The sequence below is a fragment of the Streptomyces sp. NPDC059003 genome (assembly GCF_042740445.1).
GTDB lineage: Bacteria > Actinomycetota > Actinomycetes > Streptomycetales > Streptomycetaceae > Streptomyces.
Map to the genome: position 1 here is coordinate 16,218 of NZ_JBHYJH010000051.1, position 23,591 is coordinate 39,808.

Annotated in this window: 18 protein-coding genes; 7 read left to right on the top strand and 11 right to left on the bottom strand. The window is 71.4% G+C overall.

Going from position 1 to position 23,591, the window contains the following annotated elements; translation table 11 throughout:
- Nucleotides 1-223: 223 nt before the first annotated feature.
- Complete coding sequence (locus ACFWZ5_RS19530) at nucleotides 224-1,492, top strand: ROK family protein (protein WP_384798168.1); 1,269 nt, start codon at nucleotides 224-226, stop codon at nucleotides 1,490-1,492.
- Nucleotides 1,493-1,840: 348 nt separating this feature from the next.
- A complete protein-coding gene (gene ppdK, locus ACFWZ5_RS19535; protein ID WP_384798165.1) occupies nucleotides 1,841-4,594 on the top strand; it encodes a pyruvate, phosphate dikinase in 2,754 nt (917 codons plus the stop codon).
- Between the two features lie 135 nt (nucleotides 4,595-4,729).
- Here ppdK and ACFWZ5_RS19540 read toward each other — a convergent pair whose 3' ends face one another.
- Nucleotides 4,730-5,308, bottom strand: a complete 579-nt coding sequence (locus ACFWZ5_RS19540; RefSeq protein ID WP_384798162.1) for a hypothetical protein — start codon at nucleotides 5,306-5,308, stop codon at nucleotides 4,730-4,732.
- Between the two features lie 517 nt (nucleotides 5,309-5,825).
- Between ACFWZ5_RS19540 and ACFWZ5_RS19545 the strand changes: the two genes are divergently transcribed.
- The 4 genes from ACFWZ5_RS19545 (at nucleotide 5,826) to ACFWZ5_RS19560 (ending at nucleotide 10,064) form a co-directional block, all read left to right on the top strand.
- Entirely contained in the window at nucleotides 5,826-6,851 is a 1,026-nt protein-coding gene (locus ACFWZ5_RS19545) for a hypothetical protein (protein ID WP_384798159.1), read from the top strand.
- Nucleotides 6,852-7,017: 166 nt separating this feature from the next.
- A complete protein-coding gene (locus tag ACFWZ5_RS19550; RefSeq protein WP_384806106.1) occupies nucleotides 7,018-8,277 on the top strand; it encodes an ABC transporter substrate-binding protein in 1,260 nt (419 codons plus the stop codon).
- A gap of 44 nt (nucleotides 8,278-8,321) precedes the next feature.
- Entirely contained in the window at nucleotides 8,322-9,224 is a 903-nt protein-coding gene (locus tag ACFWZ5_RS19555) for a carbohydrate ABC transporter permease (protein WP_384806108.1), read from the top strand.
- Between the two features lie 3 nt (nucleotides 9,225-9,227).
- Entirely contained in the window at nucleotides 9,228-10,064 is an 837-nt protein-coding gene (locus ACFWZ5_RS19560; RefSeq protein WP_384806104.1) for a carbohydrate ABC transporter permease, read from the top strand.
- Nucleotides 10,065-10,094: 30 nt separating this feature from the next.
- Here ACFWZ5_RS19560 and ACFWZ5_RS19565 read toward each other — a convergent pair whose 3' ends face one another.
- Both ACFWZ5_RS19565 and ACFWZ5_RS19570 read right to left on the bottom strand, forming a co-directional pair.
- Entirely contained in the window at nucleotides 10,095-11,648 is a 1,554-nt protein-coding gene (locus ACFWZ5_RS19565) for an alpha/beta hydrolase (protein ID WP_384806102.1), read from the bottom strand.
- Between the two features lie 319 nt (nucleotides 11,649-11,967).
- On the bottom strand, nucleotides 11,968-13,848 hold the full coding sequence (locus tag ACFWZ5_RS19570) for an APC family permease (protein ID WP_384804578.1): 1,881 nt from the start codon (nucleotides 13,846-13,848) through the stop codon (nucleotides 11,968-11,970).
- Nucleotides 13,849-14,071: 223 nt separating this feature from the next.
- Between ACFWZ5_RS19570 and ACFWZ5_RS19575 the strand changes: the two genes are divergently transcribed.
- On the top strand, nucleotides 14,072-14,689 hold the full coding sequence (locus ACFWZ5_RS19575; RefSeq protein WP_384804580.1) for a hypothetical protein: 618 nt from the start codon (nucleotides 14,072-14,074) through the stop codon (nucleotides 14,687-14,689).
- A 36-nt stretch (nucleotides 14,690-14,725) separates the two neighbouring features.
- On the opposite strand, the gene ACFWZ5_RS19580 is transcribed toward ACFWZ5_RS19575, so the two are convergent.
- From ACFWZ5_RS19580 to ACFWZ5_RS19615, 8 genes are all read right to left on the bottom strand, one after another.
- Entirely contained in the window at nucleotides 14,726-15,670 is a 945-nt protein-coding gene (locus ACFWZ5_RS19580) for an oxidoreductase (RefSeq protein WP_384804582.1), read from the bottom strand.
- 149 nt (nucleotides 15,671-15,819) lie between these two features.
- The gene (locus ACFWZ5_RS19585; protein ID WP_384804584.1) at nucleotides 15,820-16,596 is read right to left on the bottom strand and encodes an SDR family NAD(P)-dependent oxidoreductase; all 777 of its coding nucleotides are present in this window, start codon (nucleotides 16,594-16,596) and stop codon (nucleotides 15,820-15,822) included.
- Between the two features lie 70 nt (nucleotides 16,597-16,666).
- Nucleotides 16,667-17,014 carry a nitrite reductase small subunit NirD gene (gene nirD / locus ACFWZ5_RS19590; RefSeq protein WP_384804586.1) on the bottom strand — a complete coding sequence of 116 codons (348 nt, stop codon included), beginning with the start codon at nucleotides 17,012-17,014 and terminating at the stop codon, nucleotides 16,667-16,669.
- Between the two features lie 6 nt (nucleotides 17,015-17,020).
- On the bottom strand, nucleotides 17,021-19,543 hold the full coding sequence (nirB, locus tag ACFWZ5_RS19595) for a nitrite reductase large subunit NirB (protein WP_384804588.1): 2,523 nt from the start codon (nucleotides 19,541-19,543) through the stop codon (nucleotides 17,021-17,023).
- A gap of 1 nt (nucleotide 19,544) precedes the next feature.
- Nucleotides 19,545-20,777 (bottom strand): NAD(P)/FAD-dependent oxidoreductase, encoded by a 1,233-nt coding sequence (locus ACFWZ5_RS19600; protein WP_384804590.1) that lies wholly within the window; start codon nucleotides 20,775-20,777, stop codon nucleotides 19,545-19,547.
- A gap of 445 nt (nucleotides 20,778-21,222) precedes the next feature.
- Nucleotides 21,223-21,414, bottom strand: coding sequence for a hypothetical protein (locus tag ACFWZ5_RS19605; protein WP_384801142.1), 192 nt, complete (start codon nucleotides 21,412-21,414; stop codon nucleotides 21,223-21,225).
- Between the two features lie 64 nt (nucleotides 21,415-21,478).
- Nucleotides 21,479-21,808, bottom strand: coding sequence for a hypothetical protein (locus ACFWZ5_RS19610; RefSeq protein WP_384801145.1), 330 nt, complete (start codon nucleotides 21,806-21,808; stop codon nucleotides 21,479-21,481).
- Nucleotides 21,809-22,127: 319 nt separating this feature from the next.
- Nucleotides 22,128-23,378: a helix-turn-helix domain-containing protein gene (locus ACFWZ5_RS19615; RefSeq protein WP_384801148.1), complete on the bottom strand. Its 1,251-nt coding sequence runs from the start codon at nucleotides 23,376-23,378 to the stop codon at nucleotides 22,128-22,130.
- Nucleotides 23,379-23,591 lie beyond the last annotated feature (213 nt).

Genomic DNA, 23,591 nt, shown 5'->3' on the forward strand with positions numbered 1-23,591 from the left:
GGCGCTCCCCGTGGCGCGGTGGCCCTGGTGGGGGCCGTGGTCGTGGTGCGGTCCACGCGCTGCTCTCCCCTCAGCCCGTCAACACCTGCCGACGGCCTGTCAGTTCGGTACGGTCCACCCTAGAGTTACGTCTGCTTAACACGCAAAACCCAATATGTAACGTCGAGTTGACGCGCACAAGGGGCCGAATGAGCAAGCGAGCGGGTAAGTAAGGAGCATGGCCATGAGGAACGGGACGCCGGTGCGGGCGGGCGCGGCGCAGGCGAGCGCGGGCGAGCTCCTTCACCTGGTGCGCAGCGGCCGCGCCACCACGCGCGGCGCCCTCAAGGAGGTCACGGGCCTGTCCCGGGCCACCGTCGGCCAGCGCCTCGACCGGCTCTTCCGCGCGGGCTGGCTGCGCGAGGGCGCGGGCGCCCCGGTGGAGTCCCCGCTCGGCGGCCGCCCCGCCGCCCGCCTGGAGTTCGACGACGCGCACGCCGTCGTCCTCGCCGCCGACCTGGAGACCCGGCACGCCCGCACGGCCCTGCTCACCCTCGCCGGTGACGTGCTCGCCGAGCACACGGGGGAGCTGCGCGTCGACGAGGGCCCCGAGGCCGTCCTGGACGAGGTCGGCGTCCGGTTCGCCGCGCTGCTGCGCGAGAGCGGCCGGGCGCCGGGGTCCGTGTGCGGCATCGGGCTCGCCGTGCCGGGCCCGGTCGACACGGCGACGGGCCGGGTCGTGCAGCCGCCGATCATGCCGGGCTGGGACGGCTACGACATAAGAGGCAGGCTGCGCCGCGCCTTCACCGCGCACGCGCACGCGGCAGGACCCGCGCACGCGACAGGCCCCGCGCGCCCGCCCGCGCCGCCGGTCCTCGTCGACAACGACGCGAACCTGATGGCGTACGCGGAGCAGCGCGCCGCCTACCCCGACTGCTCGGCGTTCGCCCTGGTCAAGGTGGGCACCGGCATCGGTGCGGGCGTCGTCGTGGACGGCGCGGTCTACCGGGGCATCGACGGCGGCGCGGGCGACATCGGGCACATACGGCTGCCCGCCGCGCCGGGGACCTCCGGCGCGCTGTGCAAGTGCGGCTCGTACGGCTGTCTGGCCGCCGTGGCCAGCGGGCGCGCCCTGGCGGGGCGGCTCACGGCGGCGGGCGTTCCGGCCGCGTCCGGCTCGGACGTGCGTGAACTGCTCGCGGCGGGGCACCCGGAGGCGGTGCGGCTCGCGCGCGAGGCCGGTCGACAGGTCGGCGAGGTGCTCGCGACGGTCGTGACGCTCCTCAACCCGGGAGTCCTCATGATCGCCGGAGATCTGGCCGGAACCCCCTTCCTGACGGGCGTGCGCGAGCTGCTCTACCAGCGGGCGCTGCCGCGCTCCACGGCCCATCTGGAGATCGTCACGTCACGGCTCGGCGAGCGGGCAGGCCTGATCGGCGCGGGAGCCCTCGTGGTGGAGCACCTGTACGCGCCGGAGCGGGTCGAGGAGCGGCTCGCGGCACTCGGTGTCTAGCGTGATTCTCGCCACCCTTGATAGGTCTTGCGCTCAGATGAGCGCGAAATGCGTGGCTGCACTTCTCCAAGTGGTGGCACTCAGTGCCAATGCTCGATCATTTACGAACTGAACTCACAACTGGCGTGCATGCCGCTCATCTGAGCGAAACCCGGGCTCTACGGGGGTTGCGTCTTCAAGACTTGAACGAGGAATCCGGCCCCTCGCTACCGATGAGTCACTTTCGATCTAGTGGCGGACGGGTGGTTACAACCGTGTGACCCACAAGTGGACGTACCCAGACGCCTTCGATCTGGGTATGTTCCTCGCCGTCAGGGCAGCCACCGCGTCCTCGAGGAGTCGAGACCCGTGTCGGAAAACAAAGACCCCCACGCAGCTCAGGGAACACAGGGAACTCAGGGAACTCAGGACATGAAGTTCATCTATGACTTCACCGAGGGCAACAAGGACCTCAAGGACCTCCTCGGCGGCAAGGGCGCGAACCTCGCCGAGATGACCAACCTGGGCCTTCCCGTGCCCCCTGGCTTCACCATCACCACCGAGGCCTGCAAGGTCTACCTCGACAGCGGCGAGGAGCCGGCGGCACTGCGTGACGAGGTGAGTGCGCACCTCGACGCCCTGGAGCGGAAGATGGGCAAGAAGCTCGGCCAGGCCGACGACCCGCTGCTCGTCTCCGTCCGCTCGGGCGCCAAGTTCTCCATGCCCGGCATGATGGACACCGTCCTGAACATCGGGCTCTCCGACAAGTCCGTGCAGGGCCTGGCCAAGCAGGCGGGCGACGACCGCTTCGCGTGGGACTCCTACCGCCGCCTGATCCAGATGTTCGGCAAGACCGTGCTCGGCGTCGACGGCGAGCTCTTCGAGGACGCCCTGGAGGCCGCCAAGACGGCCAAGAAGGTCACGGTCGACACGGACCTGGAGGCGGGCGACCTCAAGAAGCTCGTCACCAAGTTCAAGAAGATCGTCAAGGCCGAGGCCGGGCGGGACTTCCCGCAGGACCCGCGCGAGCAGATGGACCTCGCCATCAAGGCGGTCTTCGACTCGTGGAACGGCGACCGGGCGAAGCTCTACCGCCGCCAGGAGCGCATCCCGCACGACCTGGGCACCGCCGTCAACGTCTGCTCGATGGTCTTCGGCAACCTCGGCCCGGACTCCGGCACCGGCGTCGCCTTCACCCGCGACCCCGCGTCGGGACACCAGGGCGTGTACGGCGACTACCTGCAGAACGCGCAGGGCGAGGACGTCGTCGCGGGCATCCGCAACACGGTCCCGCTCGCGGAGCTCGAGCAGATCGACAAGAAGTCGTACGACCAGCTCATGCAGATCATGGAGACCCTCGAGACGCACTACAAGGACCTGTGCGACATCGAGTTCACCATCGAGCGCGGCCAGCTGTGGATGCTGCAGACCCGCGTCGGCAAGCGCACGGCGGGCGCGGCCTTCCGCATCGCCACGCAGCTCGTCGACCAGGGCCTGATCAGCGAGGCCGAGGCCCTCCAGCGCGTGACGGGCGCCCAGCTAGCGCAGCTGATGTTCCCGCGCTTCGACGACGAGGCGAAGGTCGAGCAGCTGGGCCGCGGCATCGCGGCGTCCCCGGGCGCCGCCGTCGGCAAGGCCGTCTTCGACTCGTACACCGCGATCAAGTGGTCCCGCTCCGGCGAGAAGGTCATCCTGATCCGCCGCGAGACCAACCCCGACGACCTCGACGGCATGATCGCCGCCGAGGGCATCCTGACCAGCCGCGGCGGCAAGACCTCCCACGCGGCCGTCGTCGCGCGCGGCATGGGCAAGACCTGCGTCTGCGGCGCCGAGGACCTGGAGGTCGACACCAAGCGCCGCCGCCTGACCGTGAACGGCACCGTCGTCGAGGAGGGCGACGTCGTCTCCATCGACGGCTCGACGGGCAAGGTCTACCTGGGCGAGGTGCCGGTCGTGCCGTCGCCGGTCGTCGAGTACTTCGAGGGCCGCATGCACGCGGGCGCCGACGACGCCGACGAGCTGGTGGCCGCCGTGCACCGGATGATGGCGTACGCGGACCGCGTACGGCGGCTGCGGGTGCGCGCCAACGCCGACAACGCGGAGGACGCCCTGCGCGCCCGCCGCTTCGGCGCCCAGGGCATCGGCCTGTGCCGCACCGAGCACATGTTCCTCGGCGAGCGCCGCGAGATGGTGGAGCGCTTGATCCTCGCCGACACGGACGAGGAGCGCGAGGACGCCCTCGCGGAGCTCCTGCCGCTCCAGAAGCGCGACTTCGTGGAGCTCTTCGAGGCGATGGACGGCCTGCCGGTCACCGTCCGCCTCCTCGACCCGCCGCTGCACGAGTTCCTGCCCGACATCACCGAGCTCTCGGTCCGCGTCGCGCTCGCCGAGTCCCGCAAGGACGCCAACGAGAACGACCTGCGGCTGCTCCAGGCCGTGCACCGCCTGCACGAGCAGAACCCGATGCTGGGCCTGCGCGGCGTCCGCCTCGGCCTGGTCATCCCCGGCCTGTTCACCATGCAGGTCCGCGCCATTGCCGAGGCCGCGGCCGAGCGCAAGAACGCCAAGGGCGACCCGCGCGCCGAGATCATGATCCCGCTCGTCGGCACCGTCCAGGAGCTGGAGATCGTCCGCGAGGAGGCCGACCAGGTCATCGCCGAGGTCGAGGCCGCCACCGGCACCGCCCTGAAGCTCGCCATCGGCACGATGATCGAGCTGCCGCGCGCCGCCGTGACCGCCGGTCAGATCGCGGAGGCCGCCGAGTTCTTCTCCTTCGGCACGAACGACCTCACGCAGACGGTGTGGGGCTTCAGCCGCGACGACGTGGAGGCGTCCTTCTTCACCGCGTACCTGGAGAAGGGCATCTTCGGGGTCTCCCCGTTCGAGACCATCGACAAGGACGGCGTCGGCTCCCTCGTCCGCAGCGCCGTCCAGGCGGGCAAGGCCACGCGCCCCGACATCAAGCTCGGCGTCTGCGGCGAGCACGGCGGCGACCCGGAGTCCGTCCACTTCTTCCACGAGGTGGGCCTGGACTACGTCTCCTGCTCGCCGTTCCGCATCCCGGTGGCCCGCCTGGAGGCCGGCCGCGCCGCGTCCACGGCGACGGGCAGCGACCACCGGTAGGACCCCGGGGCCGCCGCCGTGTCCCCGACCCTCAACCGATGCGGCGGCGGCTCCGGTCCACGATGAAGGGGCGGCACCTTGTGCGGAGGTGCCGCCCCTTCGCCCGTGCCCCGGGGGCCGCGTCGGGGGAGGCCGTCAGACCTGGGCCCGGTGGATCTTCCAGTCGGCGACGTCGGAGCTGCGGTTGAAGTACGCGTTGGTGCACAGGTCGTACTTCGCGCCCGTGGCGTCGCTGGTGCCGTTGGTCTCCAGGAAGCCGCCGTTGTCGCCGTAGGCGTTCCAGAGGTGGACGAGGTCGCCGAGGCGGATGTTCTGGTCCGCCGGTGCGGAGGTCCGGCCGAAGACGCGCCAGCGCCCGGTGCCCGCCGCGCGGTCGCGGTTCTGGGAGGTGGACACGTCGTACTTGGCGCCGTTGTCCCGCTGCGCCTGGGTGGCGTGGCCGTTGGTGTCCAGGTAGCCGCCGTCGCCGCCGTAGAGGTTGCGCAGGTAGACCAGGTCGCCGCTCAGCACGGGCTGGCCGGACGCCTTGCCGGAGGCGGAGAGGATCTCCCAGGTGCCGGTGCCCTTGCCGCGGGTGGGGGTGTCGGCGGTGGAGACCTGGTACTTGGCGCCTGCGGCGCTGCTGTGGCCGTTGGTGTCCAGGTAGCCGCCCTGCCAGCCGTTGTAGCCGTTCTGCAGGTGGATCTGATCGCCGTACTTGAGCTCGTTCGCCATGGGTCTCCCTCTCGGTCGACGGTGCGGTGGACGACGCTGTGCGCGCTTCTCGCCGGGGGCGGCCGCTGAGCCGGAACCCGGCCTTGCCGTGTTACCTCGCGGGGACGGGCTACGCGGGGCGAAGGGGCTGCCTTCGTCGGCGTTGGGCGTCACGGCGGAGTCGTGCCGTCATGGAGAGTAACCAGGGACCGACGACCAGGGACTCCCGTATGCCGAAGAATGTCCGGGAAGTAACTCCTGACCGAATAGACCACCTTGCGGCCCGTGTGCGACGCGGGCGGGCGGGGCCGACGCGTCACCGCGGCCGCACGATCGGCCGTACCACCCTTCGCGGTGTACACATGCGTGGTCCCGGAGGGCGCTCAACTGGTCTGTTCGGACCTGTGGTCCGTATCGCTCATGGCGGGATATCAGGAGCGATTGCCGCCAATCGGTGCATTGGTGTTCTGGGTGCGGGCGTCCGTGACTAGCGTGTGCGCGCATTCGCACCCCGCGAACTCTGCGAAGGAGAGCGCACATGGTCGACATTCCCACCACGTCCGGCATGGCATGGGACGCCCTCGTGTCCCTCGGCGGGCAGATCGTCGGCAACCCCTCGGTCGCCCCCAACGCCGACGGCCGCCTCCAGGTCTTCGCCCGCGGCAAGAACGAGCAGGCCCTCTGGTCCATCTGGCAGCAGCGCGACGGCAGTTGGAGCAGCTGGGCCAACCTGGGCGGCTCGCTCGGCGGCGAGCCGAGCGCCATCCGCGGTGTCGACGGCCGGATCTCCGTGTTCTACAAGGGCTCCGACGGGCACCTGCACCACGTGCGCCAGAACGCCATCAACGACGTGTTCGGCGCGGACTCCGTCCCCGTACGCAACATCGGCGGCGACCCCGTCCCCGGCATCAACGCCGACGGCCGCCTCGACGTCTTCTTCCGCGGCACGGACAGCCAGCTCTGGCACGTGTACCAACTCGGCGTCGAGTACGAGAACTTCGCCGCCCCCGTCAGCCTCGCCGGCGGAGTGCAGGGCAACCCGGACGTGGCCCGCGCGGGCGACGGCAAGCTGGAGGTCTTCCACCACTCCACCAACGGCAACCTCTACGACAACCAGCAGAAGGCCCCGGACGCCAGCGACTCGTGGAGCGGCCACTTCGAGATCGTACGGAGCATCGGCGGCGGTGTGGCCGCGGGGCTCGACGCCGACCAGCGCGTCCAGGTCTTCTTCCGCGGCACGGACACCCAGCTCTGGCACATCCAGCAGAAGGCGGGCTACGACTCCTGGTACGCGGCCGCCAGCCTGGCCGGCGGCGTCCAGGGCACCCCGGCGCTGATCCGCGCGTCGGACGGCCGCCTCGTGGTCTTCCACCACTCGACCAACGGCCATATGTACGCGGCCGAGCAGACGAAGATCAACGGCACCGAGTGGTCGGGGCACTTCGAGGTCGTCCAGAACGTCGGCGGCGACCCGGTCCTCGGCCGTAACTGCGACGGCCGCATCGGGCTGTTCTTCCGCGGTACGGACGAGGCCCTCTGGCATCGTCCGCAGAAGTTCGCCTGACGTCGTCCTGGGGGCTCCGCCCCCAGACCCCCTTCTTTCCGGCCCTGAGGGCGGGCGGAGAAGGGGGTCGCCACACGGCCGCAATCCCCCTGTCGTAATCACCGCGCATGGTTGATCGTTGGGATCAGCACCCACCCTTCGAACCAGCAGCGCAGGGGGACACGCCATGACCATCAGCCGCAGAACCCTGCTCGCCACCGGCGCGGCGGCGGGCCTGCTCACCGCGTGCGGCTCCAACACCGGCCGCGACGACGGCGGCTCCGGAGGCAAGGGCCCGAAGCTGTCGCAGTGGTACCACCAGTACGGCGAGACCGGCACCGAGCAGGCCGTCAAGCGGTACGCCGCCGCGTACGACAAGGCGGACGTCAGCGTCCAGTGGCGCCCCGGCAACTACGACGAGCAGACGGCCGCCGCCCTCCTGACGGCGTCGGGCCCGGACGTCTTCGAGGTCAACGGGCCGACCCTCGACCAGATCAGGGGCGGCCAAGTGCTCGACCTCACCGATCTGTTCGACGGCGTGAAGGACGACTTCAACCCGGTCGTGCTCGCGCCCAAGACGTACGACGGCCGGATCTGGGCGGTCCCGCAGGTCGTCGACATGCAGCTGCTCTACTACCGCAAGAGCCTCCTCGACGACGCGGGCGTCACCCCGCCGAAGACCCTCGACGAGCTCGTCGACGCCGCGAAGGAGGCGACGACGAAGAAGGTCAAGGGCCTGTTCGTCGGCAACGACGGCGGGGCGGGGGCGCTCGGCGGAACACCCCTGTACGCGGCGGGACTCGAGCTCGTCACGGCCGACGGCAAGGTCGGCTTCGACGACCCGGCGGCGGCCCGCGCCCTGGCCGGTCTGCGCCAGCTGTACGCGGACAAGTCGCTGCTGCTGGGGGCGCCGTCGGACTGGGCGGACCCCTCGGCGTTCGTCCAGGGGCTCACGGCCATGCAGTGGTCGGGCCTGTGGGCGCTGCCGGCCGTGCGGAAGGCGCTCGGCGACGACTTCGGCGTGGTGCCGTTCCCCGCGGCCGGCGCGGGCGGCAAGCCCGCCGTGCCGGTCGGCGCGTTCGGCGCGGCCGTGAGCGCCCGCACGCGGCACAAGGACGCGGCCAAGGACTTCGTGCGGTGGCTGTGGGTCGAAAAGACCGACTACCAGCGGGACTTCGCCCTGTCGTACGGCTTCCACATCCCGGCGCGGCTCTCCCTCGCGAAGAAGGCCGACGTCCTCACCAAGGGCGCGGCGGCCGACGCCGTGCGCTACTCGACGGAGCACGGCTACGCCGAGCCGCTGCTGTGGACCACGGCGAGCCGCACCGCGTACCAGGACGCGCTCAGCCGTGTCATCAAGTCCGGCGCGAACCCGGAGAGCGAGCTCAAGTCCGTCGTGCGGAAGGTGTCGGCGGAGCTGACCCGCGTCCGGAAGAAGTCCTCGTGAGCGCACGCGACCCGGGGGCCCGGCGGCCGCCGCTCGCGCGGCGGATCGCCGGGGCGCAGAACCGCAACCTGTGGTTCTGGGCCTTCGTCGGCCCGTTCGCGCTCGGCCTGGTCGTCTTCACGTACGTACCGCTCGGCTGGAGCGTCTACCTGAGCTTCTTCGACGCCCACAACACGGTGTCGCCCACGGAGTTCGTCGGCCTCGACAACTACACGTCGATGCTGCGGAACGACGCCTTCACCGACAGCCTGTGGACGTTCGCGGTGTTCTCGGCCTTCATCGTGCCGACGACGTTCCTGCTGTCCCTCGCGCTCGCCCTGATGGTCAACCGGACGCGTCGCGCGCAGGCGTTCCTCCGGTCGGTCTTCTTCCTGCCCGCGGCGTGCAGTTACGTCGTGGCGGCCCTCATCTGGAAGATGTCGCTCTTCAACGGCGTCCGGTTCGGGCTCGCGAACACCGTGCTCGGCTGGTTCGGCGCCGACCAGACGGCGTGGCTCTCGACGACGGATCCGCCCTGGTACTGGCTGGTGATCGTCACCGTACGGCTGTGGCTCCAGGCGGGGTTCTACATGGTCCTGTTCCTGGCGGGGCTCCAGCGGATCTCCCCCACGCTGTACGAGGCCGCGGCCGTCGACGGCGCCAGGCCCGGCTGGCAGGTCCTGCGCCACATCACGCTGCCGCAGCTGCGCGCGACGTCCGTGGCGGTCCTGCTGCTCCTCGTCATCAACGCCTTCCAGGCCTTCGACGAGTTCTACAACCTGCTCTCGGACTCCCGCGGCTACCCGCCCTACGCCCGGCCGCCGCTCGTCTACCTCTACTACACGGCGCTCGGCCAGGGCCAGAACCTCGGCCTCGGCAGCGCGGGCGCGGTGATCCTCGCCCTGATCATCGCGGTGGTCACCATCGGCCAGGCGCGCTGGTTCGGGCTCGGCAGGAAGGAGAACTGAGCCGTGTACGACGCCTGGCTCCGCGTGGGCCGCGCGCTGCGCGTGGCCCTGCTCATCGCCCTCGCGCTGCTCTTCCTGATCCCCTTCTACCTGCTCGTGCGCAACGGCCTCGCCACCGAGCAGGACATCACCTCGCCCGACTGGACGTTCTTCCCGTCCAGCTTGCGCTGGTCCAACGTCACCGAGCTGTTCGACGACCCGACGGTGCCCATGGCCCGCGCCCTCGCCAACTCGGCGCTCATCGCGGTCCTCACCACCCTCGGCACCCTGCTGCTCGCCTCGCTCGCGGGCTACGGCCTGGCCCGGATCCCCTACCGGTACGCGGACCACGTCTTCTACGCGATCCTCGGCACGATGATGGTGCCGGCCGCCGTCACCTTCGTACCGAGCTTCGTGCTCGTGTCGTCGCTCGGCTGGGTCTCCACGCTGCGCGGCCTGATCGTGCCGACGCTGTTCTCGGCGTTCGCGTGCTTCGTCTTCCGGCAGTACTTCCTCGGGTTCCCGCGGGAGCTGGAGGACGCGGCGCGGGTCGACGGGCTCGGCTACTGGCGTACGTACTGGCGCGTCGTCGTGCCGAACACGCGGCCCGTCTTCGCGGCCGTCGGCACGATCGTCTTCATCGGCGCCTGGAACTCCTTCCTGTGGCCGCTGGTGATCGGCCAGGACCGGGACGCGTGGACCGTCCAGGTGGCCCTGGCCTCCTTCACCACCTCTCAAGTGATCCGGCTGCACGAGCTGTTCATCGCGGCGGCCGTGTCGATCGTGCCGCTGCTCGTGGTGTTCCTGTTCTTCCAGCGGTGGATCGTCGCCGGGGTCGAGCGGTCCGGCATCGACGACTGAGGCCCGGCCGCCGATGCCCGGAAGGACTGCTCAGAACGCCCGGGGTGTCGACTCGGAGCGCTGCCCGGCGCCGGGCGTCGCGTGGCACGTGACGTCCCGCGCCGGGAGCTCGCCGGTCGCCAGGTAGGCCATGGAGATGTTCTTCGCGCACGCGGTGGTGTTCTCGGCGAACAGGACGCCGTGGCCCTCGCCCTCGTCGACCGTCACCATGCGCGAGCCCTTCAGGGCGCGGTGCATGGCCTGCCCGGTGACCAGCGGGGTCTGCGGGTCCCACTCGTTCTGCAGGAGCAGCAGCGGGACGTCGTTGTCCACCCGCGTGACGGGCTCGGCGCCCTTGGGCCAGTACGCGCAGGGCGAGATCCCGGCGGTGAAGTCCCCGTACAGCGGGTAGCGGGCCTTGTCGGCGGCCAGGTCGCGGCGGTACGTCTCCGGGTCGCGCGGCCAGTCGTCGCTGTCCCCGCACACCACGGAGAAGTGGCTCGCCATCTCGTTGTCGCCGGGGGTCTGTGCCCGCGGCGCGGCCGAGGCGCCCCGGCCCGCGTCGGCGGCCTTCTTCAGCTCGACCATGAGTTCGGCGCCGCCGCGGACGGTGAAGAAGTTCTCGCGCATCGCGTCCCGCACCAGGGCCCCGTCGAGCTTCTGCCTGCCGAACACGATGGGCTCGCGGTCGGCGCGCTTCACCAGGTTCCAGAAGGTGCGGGTGACCTTGGCCTCGGAGTTGCCCAGGTGGTACTTCGCGTCCCGCTCGCCGGTCCACTTCGCCCACCGCTTGAACGCGGGGCCGGCCTCCGACGCCCAGACGCGGTACATGCCGCGCCACATCAGCCCCGGGTCGACGGCGCTGTCGAGGATGAACCGGTCGACGCGCCGCGGGAACAGCTGCGTGTAGACGGCGCCGAGGGCCGTGCCGTAGGAGACGCCGAAGTACGAGAGCTTCTTCTCGCCGAGCACCGCCCGCAGGACGTCCATGTCCCGGGCGGTGTTGCGGGTCGTGATGTACGGCAGCAGGTCGCCGGCCTTGTCCTGGCACTTGGCGGCGAAGCGCTTGGCCCACTTCACGTTCGAGGCGAACTCCGTGGCGGAGCGGTTCGGGCGCGGGTAGGTCAGGTCGTTGCCCCGGAGACCGCAGCCGACCGGCGTGCTCCTGCCGACCCCGCGCGGGTCGAACCCGACCATGTCGTACTGCTCGCGCACCTTCTTCGGCAGCCCGCGGGCGAAGTCGAGGGGCAGGTCGAGCCCCGGTCCTCCGGGGCCGCCCGGGTTGCTGGTGAGGATGCCGCGCCGCTTGCCCGGCACGCTCGTCTTCACCCGGGACACCGCGACCTTTATGCGCTTGCCACCGGGCTTGCCGTAGTCGAGCGGCACCTTGAGGGTCGCGCACTGGAATCTGGCGGGCCGGTCGGGGTCGCAGCGCTTCCAGGTGAGGTGCTGCTGGGTGTACGGGGCGAGTTGCCGCGCGGTGGTGTCGGCGGCGGGCGCGGGGGCCGCCGATGCCGGGCCTGCGGTGAGGCCGGGGACGAGTGTCGCTGTCACGCCGATGGCTAGCAGCGGCACGATGCGGCGGTGCCGTGCGGGACGGTCCACGTGGAGGATCCTTCCGGTCGGTTCGGGCATACCGACGTGAGGGACGCGCTGCGGCTCGGGTCTGCCTCCATCGACGCGCCAATTCCGCGTAAATTCCTGCAAAAGGGGAAAGGGGGTGGGGCGTTCCGGGCGGGGGGGCCTCGCGGGGGCGCCCCAGGCCCGCCCCTTCCCGAACTAGGGGCCAGCCCCTAGCACCCCGAAAAGCAATCGGCCTCCGGCCTCGTCCTCAAACGCCGGACGGGCTGATTTTCTCGCCGGTGCGGCAAGGTTTTAGCCCGTCCGGCGTTTGAGGACGAGGCGCGGAGCGCCGATGGTCCGGTCAGCGCCTAGAGGCGAGGCGGAAGCGGAGGCGGCAGATCACCGCGTCCGTGTCCCGCCGGACCGCGTGGGCGAGGACCGCGCCCCGCTGGTTCTGGAGGAGCCGCTGCCAGAGGTGGGCCGGTTCGACCTCGGGGATGAGGACGGTGACCCGCGTGCCGGGGTGGTACTGGTAGACCTTCCGGACGTACTCGGAGACGGGGCGCCCGACCGTCCGGGCGGGGGACTGCAGCTCGATCAGCTCGACGCCGGGGTTCCACAGTTCCCAGTCGCGCCGCAGGTCAGCCGTGGCCTGCCGGTCATCGGGGTCCTGGTGGGTGACGGTGACGGCCCGCACCTCGTCGCCGAGGGACACCGCCGCGTTCAGGGCCTCGCAGGTCAGCCGGGACAGGCCGGATACGGGCACGATCACGAGGGAGTGGTCGCGGTGCGGCGGCTCGGGCACGCGGCCGAGCCCCAGGTCCTCGCCGATGCGCCGGTAGGCCCGGTGGACGATCTCGAAGGCGCACACGATCGCGGGCAGCGCGAGCACGATCAGCCAGGCGCCCTCGGTGAACTTCGTCGCCGTCACCACGACGGCCGAGACCCCGGTGAGCACCGCGCCGAACCCGTTGAGCAGGGCCTTCGCGGGCTTGCCCGCCTTGCGCCAGTGGATGACCATGCCGGTCTGGCACAGCGTGAAGCCGACGAAGACGCCGATCGCGAACAGCGGCACCAGCGTGTTGGTGTCGCCGCCGGAGAAGACGAGCAGGGCGGCGCCCGCGACGGCGAGCGCGAGGACGCCGTGCCGGTGGACCTGCCGGTCGGCCTTGAGGGCGAAGACGTGCGGCAGGTAGTTGTCGCGGGCCAGCAGGCTCATCAGGACCGGGAGGCCGCCGAACGACGTGTTCGCGGACAGGGCGAGCAGGATCATCGTCGCGAACTGCACGACGTAGAAGGCCCAGTTGTGGCCGAGCGAGGCGTCGGTGAGCTGCGCGAGGACGGTGACGCCCTCGACCGGCTGGAGGCCGAAGCGCGAGATCAGGACGGACAGGCCGATCAGCATGACGCCGAGGAGCGCGCCGAGCGCGACCTCCGCGTGCTGGGCCCGCTTGACGCGCGGCGTGCGGAAGGACGGCACGGCGTTGGCGATGGCCTCGACGCCGGTCAGGGCCGAGCAGCCCGAGGCGAAGGCCTTCAGCAGGAGCAGCGCGCCCACCGAGGTGGCGTTGTCGGCGACGACGGACGCGTGTCCCTGGGCGGCCTCGGTGCTGACGGGCGCGTCACGGAACAGGCCGACGGCCACCATCGTGAGGATCGCGCCGACGAACACCGCGGTCGGCACGATGAAGACCCGCGCCGAGTCGACGATGCCGCGCAGGTTGACGGCCGTGATGACGACGAGCACGCCCAGGCAGATCAGCAGCCGGTCCCCGTACAGCTCGGGGAAGGCGGAGGTGAGCGCGGCGACGCCCGCGGTCACGGCGACGGCGACGTTCAGGACGTAGTCCAGGACCAGGGACGCGGCGGCGACCAGGCCCGAGCGGCGGCCCAGGTGCGTCTTGGCCGCGGCGTAGCTGCCGCCGCCGTTCGGGAAGGCGGCGATGACCTGGCGGTACGAGGCGACGAGCACGGCGAGCAGGGCCGCGATCGCGAGGGTCACCGGGAGCGTGAAGCCGAGCCCGTAGCCACCGGCGGCGGCGAGCACGAGGACGATGGCCTCGGGGCCGTAGGCGACGGACGCCATGGCGTCGAGGGACAGGGCGGCGAGGCCCTGGAGGGCGGTGAGGCGATGACGCTCACCCGGGTCCGCGGCGTCGGCAGCGGTGCCGGTGCCGAGGACGGCGGTATCGGGGGGTTCCTCGACGGCCGTGGCGCTGGGGCCCTCGGAGACGGTCGTCATTGTGTGCCTCTTTCGTACAAGTTCGCCATGGTGGCCGGTGAGCTCAGGTTCGGCTCGCACCGGGCGGATTCCGCTCTTCTTGGCGGCTCCTTGGCGGGGGTGAGGTTCTTCTTGACGACTTGTTAAGAGGGGTCGTCAGCGTCGCGTCAAGGTGTGCCCTGAATGTGTATACGGCACGTCAACGCCCCGGACGCGGTCGCGGGCCGGTTCTACGGTGCGGCACATGGGACATGGGCACTGGGGACACGGCCGGACGAAGGGGAACGCGACGGTACGGGGAGCGACGCACCGCGTCAGGGCCCGGAGCCGGGCGCACGCAGGTGAGTCGCTGCTCGCGCCCGACGCGGTGGTGACCGACCGGCGCTGGGCCGCCGACCTGCGCGCCGCCGTCTTCTGCTCGCTCGCGCTCTTCGTCCTGATCATGCTGGTCGACCTCGCGGCGGGCAGCCTGAGCGGCCCGCGCACCGGCCTCTGGTCGGGCCTCGCGGTGCTCCTCTACGCGATCCTGCACCCGGTGCGCGTCACCGCGGGCCCCGGCTGGCTCGCCGTCCGCGGGCCGCTGCGCCGCCGGCACGTGTGCACCGGCCTGCTGACCAGCGTGCGCGTCAGCGAGTCCGTGGCGGCGCGGCTCGTCCTGTGCGACTCGCTCGGCCACCGCGTCGAGTTCGACCCCAAGGTCCTGGCGGAGAACCCGCTCCTGCTGCACCGCCTGGACGTGGGCGCCCGCCAGTCGAAGGCGTCGGGCCTGCTCAGGACCGGCGCGGCGGAACTCGACCGGCTCACGGCCCGGGTGGACGGCAAGGGCGCGAAGGCGGTCTTCGAGGCGTCGGGCCTGCGCTAGCCACGCGCCGCCCCATGGACAGGCCTATGGGCGGGCCTAGCCCTTGAGGGCCTCGTACCGCACGCCGGTGAGCTCCCGCGACGCCTCCCACAGGAGCGTGCCCGCCGCGTCGTTCACGGTCCACTTCGCGCGCGGCGACGGCGCCGGTGCGCCGCGCCAGGCGAGGAAGCGCGGCCCCGTGAAGGAGTCGGGCCGCACGCCGGGCGCCGTGGCCGCGTACAGCGTGGGCAGCGCGCCGGCCTCGGCGGACTGGCCGACGAATCGGTTGCCGACCGCCATGAACGCCTCGGTGACCTTGCGGCCCGCCATCTTCGGCCCGGCGGTCTGGAGGTTCGTCGCGGCGTAGCCGGGGTGCGCGGCCGCCGCGACGACGTCGGAACCCGCGGCGTCGAGGCGCCGCGCCAGCTCGTGCGTGAAGAGCAGGTTGGCGGTCTTGGAGCGGGCGTAGGCGATCCAACGGCGGTAGCGGCGCTCGCCGTTGAGGTCGAGCAGGTCGAGGTTGGCGAGCATGTGGCCCATGCTGGCGACGGTGACGACCCGGGCGCCGGGCGTGCGCAGGAGCCGGGGGAGCAGCAGCCCGGTGAGCGCGAAGTGCCCGAGGTGGTTCACGCCGAACTGCGTCTCGAAGCCGTCCGCCGTGCGCCGGTACGGCAGCGCCATGACGCCCGCGTTGTTGATCAGCAGATCGAGCGCCCCGCCGCCGTCGTGCTCCGCGAAGGCCCGTACGGACGCCAGGTCCCCGAGGTCGAGCCGCCGGAACTCGACGTCGGCGGACGGCACTTCGGCCACGAGCCGCTCCGCGGCCCGCCGCCCCCGGTCCTCACTACGGCAGGCGAGCACCACACGGGCCCCGGACCGCGCCAGTTCACGGGCGGTGACGTACCCGATCCCGCTGTTGGCCCCGGTGACCACGGCCCGCCGCCCCCTCTGGGAGGGAATGTCGCGCGCGGTCCAGCCATGCGTACGCTGCGAACTGGTCATGCCGGTCAGAGTACGGATGTACGCCGAAAAGCGGCAGACACACGAACGATTCTCGCCTGCACGCTGAAGACCGGCAGAGGCGCAAACAAAAGCCCGTCCGGCGATTGAGGACGAGGCCGAAGGCCGATCAACGGCACGCAGGACCAGGCTCAGCTGGATGCGCCACCGTCAACGACAAGATCCGCCCCCACCACGGACGCCGCGTCGTCAGACGCGAGATACAGCACGGCGGCAGCGATCTCCGCCGAGTCCACCACACGCCCGAGCGGAGACTCGTTCAGCATGCGCGCAGCGCGATCCGCCTCGGTCTCACCGGGCCGCAGCGACATCGTGGTCGAGGACGCCCCCGGCGACACCGCGTTGATCCGCACCCCGTCCCTGATGTGATCGAGAGCCGCGGCGCGCGTCAGCGCGGAAACGGCGGCCTTGGAGGCCACGTACCCCGCGATGCCCGGCCGCCGCTTGTGGGCGCCCAGGTTGGAGGCGATGTTGACGATCGCGCCGCCGCCGGACTGCGTCCGCATCTGGCGCACCTGGGCCTGGAGGGCGAACAGGACGCCGGAGACGTTCACGTCGAGCAGGGTGCGCCAGTCGGCCTCGGAGAGCTCGGCGACGGGGGCGCCGCCGCGGAAGACGCCCGCGTTGTTGACGGCCACGTCGAGGGAGCCGAAGCGGTCGACCGCCGCACGCACCAGTGCGTCGACCTCGGCGGCGCTCGCCACGTCGGCGGGGTGCGCGAACGCCGTCCCGCCGGTCTGCTCGATGAGGGCCACGGTCTCCTTGAGCGGGCCTTCCGTGCGCCCGGCGACGACCACGTTCGCGCCCTCCGAGGCGAGCGCGAGGGCGATGGCGCGGCCGAGTCCGGAGCCCGCGCCGGTGACGAGGGCGGTGCGGCCGGTGAAGCGGGTGCGGGCTGCGGCGGGCATGCGGGCTCTCCTTGGCAACGGCGTACGCGGATGTCCCGGCCCTCCGGATTATGGACCGGTCAATCCAATACTAGGGGTGAACCCGCACCTCGTACACCCCCACCCGCACCTCCTCGTCGTCGAGGCACGCCCCCGTCTCCAGGTCGAAGCGCTGCTTGAGCAGCGGCGACGCCACGAACACCCGGCCGTCCGCGGACCCGAGAAGGCCCCGCGCGAGCACGGCGGCGCCGGAGAAGGGATCGCGGTTGTCGATCGCGTACGTACGGCCCGCGCGGTCGCGGAAGACCGCCGCCTGCCGCCCGTCCGGAAGCAGCACCGCGGCGCCGCGGCCCGGCGTGAGCAGCGCCGGATCGCACACGGGCACCCAGTCGCGCCCGACGCGGAGCTGGAGCTGACGTCCGGTGAGGGTGACGGTCATCGTGCTTCAGGCCCCTTTCAGGCGCAGGGTGAGGAGCGGCAGGTCAGGCTTGACCTGCTCGCGCTCCGGGACGAACGCCACCAGCGGGTCGGGGGCCTCCGGGGCGTTCACGAACGACACGAAGCGGGCGAGGCGTTCGGGGTCGTCGAGGGTCGCGGCCCACTCGTCGCGGTAGTGCGTGACGTGCTCCGCCATCAGCGCCTCCAGGTCCGCGCACAGGCCGAGCGAGTCGTTCACCACCACGTCGCGCACGTGGTCCACGCCGCCGTCGAGCCGCTCGATCCACGCCGACGTGCGCTCAAGGCGGTCTGCGGTGCGGATGTAGAACATCAGGAACCGGTCGATGATCCGCACGAGTCCGGCGTCGTCCAGGTCCTGGGCGAGCAGGTCGCCGTGACGGGGACTCGCGCCGCCGTTCCCGCCGACGTACAGGTTCCAGCCGCCCGACGTGGCGATCACGCCGAAGTCCTTGGAACGGGCCTCCGCGCACTCGCGGGCACAGCCCGACACGGCCGACTTCAGCTTGTGCGGCGCGCGCAGCCCCCGGTAGCGCAGCTCCAGGTCGATGGCCATGCGCACCGAGTCCTGCACGCCGTAGCGGCACCAGGTCCAGCCCACGCAGGACTTCACCGTGCGCAGCGCCTTGCCGTAGGCGTGCCCGGACTCGAAGCCCGCGTCCACCAAGCGGGCCCAGATCGGCGGAAGTTGCTCGACCCGCGCCCCGAAGAGGTCGATGCGCTGGCCGCCGGTGATCTTCGTGTAGAGCCCGAAGTCCCGCGCGACCTCGCCGATCACGATGAGCTTGTCCGGGGTGATCTCGCCGCCGGGGATGCGCGGCACCACCGAATAGGAGCCGTTCTTCTGGAGGTTGGCGAGGAAGTGGTCGTTGGTGTCCTGGAGGGCCGCCTGCTCGCCGTCGAGGACGTAGCCGTCGGCGCCGATCGCGGGCGCGAGCGAGGCGATGATGGAGCCGACCGCGGGCTTGCACGTCTCGCAGCCCTCGCCGCCGCGCGCGCCCTCGCGGCCGTAGCGGTCGAGCAGCTCCTGGTACGAGGTGACGCGCAGGGTGCGGACGATCTCGTACAGCTCCTGCCGGGTCTGCGCGAAGCAGCCGCACAGGCCGCCGGGCCCGGTCTGCGGGAGCAGCTGCCCGATGAGCTTGACGCAACTGCCGCATCCCGTACCGGCCTTGGTGCACTTCTTCACCTCGGGCAGGTCGGCGCAGGCCTGAACGGCCGCCTTGGTGACGTTGTGGCAGTTGCACACCACCGCGTCGCCGGGCAGCGCCTCCGGGCCGAGCGCCTTGGCCGCGCCCGCGCCCGCGGGCAGGACCAGCTGCTCGGCGGGCACCGGCGGCACCGAGCCCGTCAGGGCGCGCAGCGTGCCGTACGCCTCCGCGTCGCCCACCAGGATGCCGCCGAGCAGCGCGCCGTCCGCGCCGATGACCAGCTTCTTGTACGTGCCGGAGCGCGAGTCGGCGTAGGAGACGTCCAGACAGCCGTCGGCCGTGCCGTGCGCGTCGCCGAACGACGCCACGTCGACGCCGAGGAGCTTGAGCTTGGTGGAGGTGTCGGCCCCGGTGAAGGCGGCCGCGCCGCCCGCGATCGTGGCGGCGGCCGTCTGCGCCATCTCGTAGCCCGGCGCCACGAGCCCGTACACCCGGCCGTCCGCGGCGAGCGCGCACTCGCCGATCGCGAACACCGCCGGATCGCTCGTCACGCACCGCTCGTCCACCACGACGCCGCCGCGCTCGCCCACGGTCAGACCGCAGTCCCGGGCCAGCTGGTCGCGGGGCCGCACGCCCGCCGAGAACACCACGAGGTCGACGTCGAGCCGGGAGCCGTCCGAGAGCAGCATCCCGGCGACGGCGCCCTCGTCGTCGGCGACGATCTCCTGGGTGCCGGTGCCCGTGTGCACGGTCAGGCCCAGGTCCGTGAGCGTGCGCAGGAGGGCCGCGCCGCCGCCGTCGTCGACCTGCACCGGCATCAGGCGCGGCGCGAACTCCACGACGTGCGTGTCGAGGCCGAGCCCGCGCAGCGCGCCCGCCGCCTCCAGGCCGAGGAGCCCGCCGCCGACCACCGCGCCCGTCGTGGCGTGCTTGGTGGCGTACTCCTCGATGGCGAGGACGTCCTCGATCGTGCGGTAGACGAAGCAGCCCGCGGCGTTGCTGCCCGGCACCGGCGGCACGAACGGGTACGAGCCGGTGGCGAGCACCAGCGTGTCGTACGCGACCGGGAGCCCGGAGCGTGCGGTGACCGTCCGGGCGGCGCGGTCGATGTGCTCGGCGGGGTCGCCGACGTGCAGCTCGATGCCGTGCGCGGCGAGGAACGCCCGGTCCGTCAAGGAGAGTTCGTCCGGCGTCCGGCCCGAGAAGTACGAGGTGAGCTGGACGCGGTCGTAGGCGGGCCGGGGCTCCTCGCACAGCACGACGACGCGGTGCGTGGCCGTCACGCCCCGGTCGGCGAGGGCTTCCAGGAAGCGCTGGCCGACCATGCCGTGGCCGACGAGGACGAGGGTGGGCTGCGGCATCTCAGTGGCCTCCGTCGTGGGTGAGCAGGTGCAGTGGCGGGACGCCGTCGGCGGGCAGGGGTTCGTCGGACTCCCAGGCGCGGGCCAGCGCGCCGACCGCGGCCAGCTCGCCGAGCAGGACGCCGCCGACGAGCCGGTCACCTCGGACGACGACCTTCCGGTACGTGCCGCGGGTCGCGTCCGCGAGGCGGAGCACGTCGTCGTCCGGACGCGCCTCCGGGTCGCCGAACGCCGCGAGGTCCAGCGGGCGTTCGGCGTGCGGGAGCGTCAGGCGGGTCAGGGAGCGGGTGCCGGTGTAGGGACGGGCGCCGCCCGGGGACCGGAGGGCGGCGGCGAGGGCGTCCGCCTGGTCGAGCGCGGGGGCCGCCAGGCAGGCGGTGACACCGGCGTGTTCGGCGCAGTCGCCGATGGCGCGGATGTGGGGGTCGCTGGTGCGCAGGTCGTCGTCGACGACGATCCCGCGCCGCACGTCGAGCCCCGCGGCGCGGGCGAGCCCCGTGCGGGGGCGCACGCCGCAGGCCAGCACCGTCAGATCCGTCCCGAGGACGTACCCGTCCGCCAGTTCCACGGAGACGACCGCGCCGTCGACTCGGCGTACGCCCCGGACCCGGCACTCCGTGTGCACCTCGACGCCCAGGTCCGTCAGATGGCGCCGCACCAGCTCCGACGCCGCCGGGTCCAGCTGGCGCTCCATCAGGCGGTCGCCCTGCTGGGCGAGGACCACCTGCGCGCCCCGGTCGGCGAGCGCGCGGGCGGCGCACACGCCGAGGAGGCCGCCGCCGATGACGACGGCCCGTACGCCGGGCCGTCGCACGGCCCTCGACAGGGCCAGGCAGTCGTCCATCGTCCGGAACGCGTGCACCCCGCGCGGCAGTTCCGTGGCACCCGGCGCGAACAGTCCGCGCAGCGGCGGAAGCACCGGGTTCGCGCCGGTGGCGAGCACCAGCGTCCCGTACGGCACCGCCGAGCCGTCCTCGCACTGCACGACGCGGTCGGCGCGGTCGATGCGGACCGCGCGCGTGCGGTGGTACGCCCCCGGGGGCGGCGGTAGCTCGATCACCTCCGGGGCGTAGCGGGCCGCGAGGACGTCGGTGAGCAGGACGCGGTTGTACGGGGGGTGGGGTTCCTCGCCTATCAGGGTGGCGGCGCGCCCCAGCCGGGCGGCGAGGCGGGAGCCGGCGATTCCGGCTCCCAGCACGACTACTCGCGGGGGCGCGGGCCTGGTGGGGGTCATGTCCCGCAGCCTGCGGGGCCGGTGTTTCCCCGAGGGTGCCCCCCGATTACCCCCGGGGAACGCTCCCCTCAGCCCCCCGTCCCCCCGACTGTGAGCCCGCCCTCTCCCACCCGCCCGCCCGTTTCCAGTTGTCCGCGGGGTGACCGCCCCTGGTGGGGTCCACCCGCCGTCGGCGCCTGCGGCTCCCCACCGCTACCGCGGCGGGTCATCTCCCACCCGCCCGCCCGTTTCCAGCTTCCTGCGGGGTGGACGCTCCTCGTGGGTGGTTACCCGCCGTCGGCGTCTGCGGATTTCCGCCGCTACCGCGGCGGGTTATCTCCCACCCGCCCGCCCGTTTCCACTCGGACGCGAGGTGGACGCTTCCAGTGAGGGCTGTCCGCCGTTGGCGGGTGCGGGTCCACTGGTCAGTGGAGGAGGAGCGGATGGGGCGACAGCCCTTCCCTGTTCACGGTGTGGGCGGTGCCTGGAATGCCGGGTCGGTGAGGGAAGCGGTGAAGGGCTGGAACACGCTCAATCCGTATGCCGTGTGCTTGGTGAGGCCTGCGTGCTTCAGGCACCACACTTGGGCGTTGTCGGAGTGCTCGCTGCCGGGGGACTGGGCCCTGCACTTCAGGCAGGTGCCGACATACGTTGCCATCGCTCCGGCATCGGCTTTGAGGGTCCACTGCGCGAAGCGGTAACGGGCGCGTGGGGCACCGTGGTCACTGCTCACCCGAACGCCTCTGCCAGATGTCGTCGGAGTCGTATCCGAGAGCAGTCAAGCGGTCTCCCCGGCTCTTGGCGATCACCTGCACTTGGCGCAGGGACTCGGTCAGGCAGGTGGCTACGTAGCGGAGTTGGCCGGGCGTGGCCTCGTCGTCGGCCAACGTGGCATTGGCGTGCCCCAGGAGGTCATCTGCCATGCCGAGTTGGATGCGCTCCATCTGATCCGCGACGCGGGCGACCTGCCCGTCGTCGCCGCTGATGAGGAAACAGGGTTTGCCTTCGGCGTTCATCCACGGCAGCAGTCGGCCGATGAACGGTTCACTCATGACGCCGCCACCTCCACCCCGTGGATGCACCGAGGCCCGATGTCCACGCCATGGAGAGCAAGCCACAGCGCGAAGCGTCGTGATCGCTGACGCCACGCTTCTTGACGCCGCTCGTGTGCCTGGTGCCCATAGGGAGGGCGTGGAAGCCGCAACAGCGGCTCGAAGAGTCGGGCGATACAGTTCGGCACGTCGACCTGCTTTCTCAGGTGGGCCACGCCCCCGGACCGGTCGCACGGTCGCGGGGGTCTCCGGTTGTCGTGGGACGACTGACCGTAGGGCCGCTGAGATGAGACAGGGGGCACACTTTGTGCCCCGTCGCTCAGGCCGCCAGCACGCCGATCTTCACAGCGAGGTCACTGGCTCTGCGCCGCTGCGCCGGACTCTTCGATGCCGTCTCTTCCAGGACGATCCGCCGCGCGTATCCGTTGTAGCGGATGGTTTCCGGCGCGGCTTCGTAGGCCTTGTCGAGGGTGGCAAGAGCCGCCTCTGTCTGCCCGTCGAGCTGATATCCGCGCGCCTCCTCGATGCGGTGCCGGGCGCGACGGGGGCGTGAGGGAATGGTCATGGTGTCCGCAGCAGCGGCCTGACGGACGCTTTCCGCACCCGCGTGAAGTTCCACGGCGATGGTTACCGCATGAGCTCCCATGACGGCTCGCGAGAAGGACGTCACCGGGTGGTAATAGTCGGCGGGAAGCCGTGCGGCCATGGCATGGGCTGTATCCCAGTAGCGCCACGCGGTGCCTGTATCTCCCCGCCGAGCCGCCGTATAGCCAGCCTCGAACTGTAGCGCTCCTGAGATGGCCAGCAGGTCGTCGCCCGCGTCCGGAAGGAATTCCTCAAGGTAGTGGATGGTTTCCAGGTTCACCGCGTCCGCAGCGTCGAAGTGTGAGGGTCCGTTGTCACGATGCGCTTGCGCAGCCAGCCAGGCGGAAACGCCGATAGTGTGCGGGTCCTCGGACTCCTGGGCAGCAATCATTCCGCGCTCTACCACGCGCCAGAGCAACGATGAGTCAGGCTGGTAAGCGATGAAGAACTGACTGAGACTGTATGTCTCGGCCAGGATGCTTTGGGCCGCACGTCGCTCACTGGCCGAATCAGCTTGCAGCACGGCGAGTTGTGCGTCCCGAATGAGGTCAGGCAGGAGAGCCCCAATAGCATCCCGATGGTTCGGAGCGGAATGCCGAGCGCTCCAGGCGCGGATGAGCCTTTCCCGGAGGTGGGCAAAAGACGGTGCCTCGTGCTGTGTCGTCAGTGGAAACGCATTGATGGCGGTACGGACTTGGGGCAGGCGTGCGTGCCCCGGGCCGGCGAACAGACTGATCGACTGGGACTGATCGCCGGTGAGTTCGGAAAGCTCCCGGACTCGTAGAGCCTCCGCAATGCGCAGCACCATGGGGAGCTTGGGCATGTGAAGGCGGCCGCCCTCTACTTGTTTGACCCAGCTGGTGGACTTGCCGATGAGTCCGGCCAGCACGATGCGACTCATGCCGCGGCGAGTACGGAGGATCTGCATGCGCTGGCCGAAGGCCACGGGTTCGGCAAACGGGTTGGGGGATGCATCGGAAGACACGGCCTTGCCCCTCTCTGCACAGCTCGTCACCGCCAGAGTACGAGGACGGGGCGGTGCGCGTTGATCCTTGGCGGAAGTCCCACACGCGGGTCCTGATGTTCGCCGTCGGCGTCCGCGGGTCTCCGCCGCTACCGCGGCGGGTTATCTCCCACCCGCCCGCCCGTTTCCACTCGGACGCGAGGTGGACGCCCCCGGTGGGGGCTGCACGCCGTC

Excerpts from the sequence above, each read along its gene's own strand:
- ACFWZ5_RS19550 (WP_384806106.1), top strand. The coding sequence starts at position 7,018 with ATGACCATCAGCCGCAGAACCCTGCTCGCCACCGGCGCGGCGGCGGGC.
- ACFWZ5_RS19575 (WP_384804580.1), top strand. The coding sequence starts at position 14,072 with ATGGGACATGGGCACTGGGGACACGGCCGGACGAAGGGGAACGCGACG.
- ACFWZ5_RS19570 (WP_384804578.1), bottom strand. The coding sequence starts at position 13,848 with ATGACGACCGTCTCCGAGGGCCCCAGCGCCACGGCCGTCGAGGAACCC.
- ACFWZ5_RS19585 (WP_384804584.1), bottom strand. The coding sequence starts at position 16,596 with ATGCCCGCCGCAGCCCGCACCCGCTTCACCGGCCGCACCGCCCTCGTC.
- ACFWZ5_RS19530 (WP_384798168.1), top strand. The coding sequence starts at position 224 with ATGAGGAACGGGACGCCGGTGCGGGCGGGCGCGGCGCAGGCGAGCGCG.
- nirB (WP_384804588.1), bottom strand. The coding sequence starts at position 19,543 with ATGCCGCAGCCCACCCTCGTCCTCGTCGGCCACGGCATGGTCGGCCAG.
- nirD (WP_384804586.1), bottom strand. The coding sequence starts at position 17,014 with ATGACCGTCACCCTCACCGGACGTCAGCTCCAGCTCCGCGTCGGGCGC.
- ACFWZ5_RS19600 (WP_384804590.1), bottom strand. The coding sequence starts at position 20,777 with ATGACCCCCACCAGGCCCGCGCCCCCGCGAGTAGTCGTGCTGGGAGCC.
- ACFWZ5_RS19540 (WP_384798162.1), bottom strand. The coding sequence starts at position 5,308 with ATGGCGAACGAGCTCAAGTACGGCGATCAGATCCACCTGCAGAACGGC.
- ACFWZ5_RS19610 (WP_384801145.1), bottom strand. The coding sequence starts at position 21,808 with ATGAGTGAACCGTTCATCGGCCGACTGCTGCCGTGGATGAACGCCGAA.
- ACFWZ5_RS19545 (WP_384798159.1), top strand. The coding sequence starts at position 5,826 with ATGGTCGACATTCCCACCACGTCCGGCATGGCATGGGACGCCCTCGTG.
- ACFWZ5_RS19580 (WP_384804582.1), bottom strand. The coding sequence starts at position 15,670 with ATGACCAGTTCGCAGCGTACGCATGGCTGGACCGCGCGCGACATTCCC.
- ACFWZ5_RS19605 (WP_384801142.1), bottom strand. The coding sequence starts at position 21,414 with ATGGCAACGTATGTCGGCACCTGCCTGAAGTGCAGGGCCCAGTCCCCC.